The organism is Desulfobacter sp., from assembly GCF_050177295.1.
This window is the reverse complement of the sequence record NZ_JBFXHE010000433.1, coordinates 1-3732: the sequence shown is the minus strand read 5'-3', so window position 1 is coordinate 3732 and position 3732 is coordinate 1. Positions and strand designations below refer to the sequence as shown.

Sequence of the window (3732 nt, the reverse complement as noted above, 5' to 3'; positions counted from 1 at the left end):
CCCCGAAGGCCGTAGGCAATATTTTTCTCTGCATTCAGATTGGGAAACAGGGCATAGGATTGAAATACAATGCCCACATTCCGCTTGGAAACCGGCATGCCTGTGACATCGCGCCCATTGATCAGCACCTGTCCATCGCTTTGGTGTTCAAGGCCGGCAATGACGCGCAATGCCGTTGTTTTGCCGCATCCGCTGGGTCCCAGAATGGATAAAAATTCTCCTTTCCCGGCAGAAAACGACACCTGGTCCAGGGCCTTGACCGGGCCGAATGTCTTGGTCACCCCGTGAAGGGTCAGATATGCCTTTTCCATGGATAGTCCTTATTTATTTTTCGTCGCTTTTTCCGTCATACCGTTTGGTCCACTCTTTGAGAATTCGCATCCGGTTTTTGGCAGCCCAGTTAAAATCATTTTCAATGAGCTGTGCTTCGGGATTCCCGGGGAAGCCGTCGGGAATGGGTGCGCCCACATTGTAGGCAGTCACAGGGTAAACCTCGGCATACGCTTTCATGACCGGTTCGGAGATGGCCCAGTCCAGGAAAGTTCTGGCATCAGGCTTGATATCAGCCTTTTTAATCAGGCAGTTGGCCTCCACATCCCATCCGGAACCCTCTTTGGGAAACACGGTGATCACAGGCTCACCCTTTTGTTTCTGCATAAATCCGCGGTAGGCAAAGGAAAGTCCGATGGGCAATTCGCCGGTACCGGCAATTTTACACGGTTTGGAACCGGAATGGGTATACCGGGCCATGTTTTTATCAAGTGCATCCAGGTAGGCCCAGCCGGCTTCTTCACCCTTGATCTGGAGAATGGCGGAAACCGTGAGGAATCCGGTGCCTGAGGAGGCAGGATTCGGCATGACCAGCTGGTGTTTATATACCGGGTTCAGCAGATCTTCAAAGCTCGAAGGAATGGGCAGGTTCAGATTCTTACACTCAATGGTGTTAACGCAGAACCCGGTCATCCAGGCTTTGATGCCCACCCAGTGGGGCACACTGTTTTTGTCTTTCATTTTGGCACGGACTTTATCCACCCCCTTGGGCGCATAGGGTTCCACCATGCCGGCCTGGTCGCAGAGCATCAGGCTGGTGGCAGCCGTTCCCCAGACCACGTCTGCCTGGGGGTTATCCTTTTCCGCCAGCAGTTTGGCCGTCACAATACCTGTGGAATCCCTGACGATCTTGACATCAATCCCGGGGTGGCTTTGTTTAAGCAGCGCCAGGTAGCGCGGCAGTTCGTCATCTTCCAGTGCCGTATACACCAGAAGGCTTTGGGCCTGGGCCTGGGCCTGGGCCAGAAGCGATACGGCCATCATGACGCCTGCGGCCAGGGTCATTGCCATTTTGTTGAAATTCATTGTTGTTCTCCTTTGTTCAGTTGTTTTAAAGGGGTCCGTGTGCAATTCATCCGCCAGGGCCATCCCGAAGCCGATACCGGCCTTGACTTTCACCCCGGGATACGCCCCATGAACCGGGCGATAAGTCCTCGGACAAAATAGAGATAGAATAGATGAGAAAGATTAGAAGGGGGTTATTAGGATGTTATAAGTTTATGACTAAAATTTACGAATTTGCGACAAGAGCCTTTGCACTTTTGACAATAGGACAAAAATGGCCTACTATGAGAAGCATGAACGGAAACGAACTCATAAAAAAGTTAAAACAGGCAGGATACAATCCCAGGCTTGACTTAAAGAGAGGAAAAGGCAGTCATGCGACTCTTTATGCGAACAATGGACAGACCATCCTTAAAGACCGCAAAAAAGAGATCGGTCCGGGCCTGCTTAAGCGTATGCTTGCTGACCTGGGATTGACCCCGGAAGACATTAAATAAGAGGTGATTATGGAATTTATTTATCCAGCAAAAATAGAAGATGATGGGGCCGGTTTTTTTCTGGTGACTTTCCGGGATATTCCCTATGGTGCAACGGATGGAAAATCAATAGATGAGGCCCTTGCAGAGGCGGTTGATTGCCTCGATGAGGTTATAGCGGGATGTATTACAGATGGTCTGGATTTGCCCATTCCATCGTCCCAGGAAGCGGGGGAGTATCCTATCCGGCTTTCGGCCCAGATGGCAGCTAAAGCAGCACTCTATATTGCTTTCAAAAAAACGAGCATTACAAAATCGGAGCTGGCACGGCAGTTGAACACCGATCCCAGGGAAATCCGGCGCATGCTTGATCCGAAACACCCCACCAAACTGCCGCGTATCGAAGAGGCATTGGCTGTTATGGGATTCCGGTTAGGGGTTTCAATGATGGAAGTTGCGGCTGCGTGAGTTCAACTATGCAAACAATTGCTCCAGAATCAAAACAATCTTCAAAAGAAATGTTAGGCTCTTGCTTGGTGAAAGTGAACGTATATAAACAACACCAATCTGTCAATGCCCCAATATGGCCTGGTTTGGGGTGGTTAAATGCCGTGATTGCAGTTTGCTCATGATTTGAGCTTTTGTGCAACAAGGCCTGCGATGGTCAGCCCGAAACACCCCGGCACCCAGGCGGCAGAGCCGATGGGCGGCCTTGGGCGTCCGTTCCCCCTGTCCACATGGTCCCCTTCCAGGGGGGCCGCGATGTCCTTATCCTCAAAGGGCTCCTTGTTCAGTGGCGGCTCAATGGAGTAAACACAGGGCACCCCATCCTCCAATCCCCTGCGGCGCAGCCGTCTTCGCACCATCCGGGCCAGGGGGCATACCTGGGTGTCAAAAAGATCCCCTGTCCGGATCATGGAGACATCGGTTCTGCCTGCAGCCCCCATGGAGGATATGAGGTTAAGGCCCATCTGTTTTGCCCCCAGGATCAGACTGACCTTTGCGTTGAGCCCGTCAATGGCATCCACCACCATGTCCAGGTCCGGGCTTAAAAACCGGGACAGGCTGTCTGAATTGACAAAAGAAGTGTGCAAATCCACCTCACAATCAGGATTGATATCCAGGACCCGGCGCCTTGCCACGGCCGCTTTTTCCATCCCCAGGGTGGAGTGCAGCGCAAAAATCTGACGGTTGATATTGGAGGCGTCCACCCGGTCGAAATCCACAAGCCGCAAATAGCCGATGCCGGACCGTGCCAAAGCCTCCACCACAAAAGAGCCCACAGCTCCCAGGCCGAAAACGGCCACCCGGGAATTTTTAAGCCGGTCAACCGCCGCCTTTCCCAGCAATTGTTCAAGCCGGGCAAAGGGGCTGATCTGGCTCATATCCAGGGTCATCCGTTTTTCTCCTTTAAAATAGGACCAAACAGAGCCAGGCTGTTTTCATATCCCCACCGGGCCAGGGTTTCAAATGCCATGCCGCGTCGCTGTGCCGCCACCTCGACAATTTCCGGAACATTGGCGGGCTGATTCAACGGTGTTTCCCCGGGATGGGCATCCAGAATAAACTGGGGCACAATATCCGGGGTGTCGGTTTCGAAGACTATCCGGTCCAGACTGACCGCCCCCAGGGACTGGATCACCTTTTTGGCGTTGGACCGGGTGAGGGATCCGGAAAAGGAGATATGAAGATTGAATTTCTCAAAAAGCGGAACAAGGTCGGCAGACCCGGAATAGGAGTGGATGACACCGCCCGCAGCCAGCGGTCCATGGTGCTTCAAAATTTTCAGTATGGCGTCCCAGGCTTTGCGGATATGGATGTTAATGGGACGATTCAAATCACAGGCCAGGGCCAGATGGGTTTTAAAAACCTGAATCTGAAGATCCCGGTCAGCGCCTTTGTCCATGAAATCAAGCCCGGT

The 3732-nt window shown here is 52.4% G+C and carries 6 protein-coding genes; 2 read left to right on the top strand and 4 right to left on the bottom strand.

Translation table 11 applies throughout. The features are described 5' to 3' along the window. Together AB7U36_RS20530 and AB7U36_RS20525 are read right to left on the bottom strand one after the other, a co-directional pair. Positions 1-311, bottom strand: a 311-nt coding sequence (locus AB7U36_RS20530; RefSeq protein WP_428161489.1) for an ATP-binding cassette domain-containing protein, incomplete at its 3' end; no start/stop codon positions are given. Between the two features lie 13 nt (positions 312-324). After that, positions 325-1356 (bottom strand): putative 2-aminoethylphosphonate ABC transporter substrate-binding protein, encoded by a 1032-nt coding sequence (locus AB7U36_RS20525; protein ID WP_428161488.1) that lies wholly within the window; start codon positions 1354-1356, stop codon positions 325-327. A gap of 263 nt (positions 1357-1619) precedes the next feature. Here AB7U36_RS20525 and AB7U36_RS20520 point away from each other — a divergent pair, with 263 nt between their 5' ends. Continuing rightward, positions 1620-1832, top strand: coding sequence for a type II toxin-antitoxin system HicA family toxin (locus AB7U36_RS20520; RefSeq protein ID WP_428161487.1), 213 nt, complete (start codon positions 1620-1622; stop codon positions 1830-1832). 9 nt (positions 1833-1841) lie between these two features. Continuing rightward, positions 1842-2279 (top strand): type II toxin-antitoxin system HicB family antitoxin, encoded by a 438-nt coding sequence (locus AB7U36_RS20515; RefSeq protein ID WP_428161486.1) that lies wholly within the window; start codon positions 1842-1844, stop codon positions 2277-2279. Positions 2280-2437: 158 nt separating this feature from the next. On the opposite strand, the gene AB7U36_RS20510 is transcribed toward AB7U36_RS20515, so the two are convergent. Continuing rightward, on the bottom strand, positions 2438-3208 hold the full coding sequence (locus AB7U36_RS20510) for a tRNA threonylcarbamoyladenosine dehydratase (protein ID WP_428161485.1): 771 nt from the start codon (positions 3206-3208) through the stop codon (positions 2438-2440). After that, positions 3205-3732 (bottom strand): TatD family hydrolase (locus AB7U36_RS20505; protein ID WP_428161484.1); only part of this gene is annotated, 528 nt, incomplete at its 5' end. The genes AB7U36_RS20505 and AB7U36_RS20510, both read right to left, overlap by 4 nt.

Excerpts from the sequence above, each read along its gene's own strand:
- AB7U36_RS20510 (WP_428161485.1), bottom strand. The coding sequence starts at position 3,208 with ATGACCCTGGATATGAGCCAGATCAGCCCCTTTGCCCGGCTTGAACAA.
- AB7U36_RS20515 (WP_428161486.1), top strand. The coding sequence starts at position 1,842 with ATGGAATTTATTTATCCAGCAAAAATAGAAGATGATGGGGCCGGTTTT.
- AB7U36_RS20520 (WP_428161487.1), top strand. The coding sequence starts at position 1,620 with ATGAGAAGCATGAACGGAAACGAACTCATAAAAAAGTTAAAACAGGCA.
- AB7U36_RS20525 (WP_428161488.1), bottom strand. The coding sequence starts at position 1,356 with ATGAATTTCAACAAAATGGCAATGACCCTGGCCGCAGGCGTCATGATG.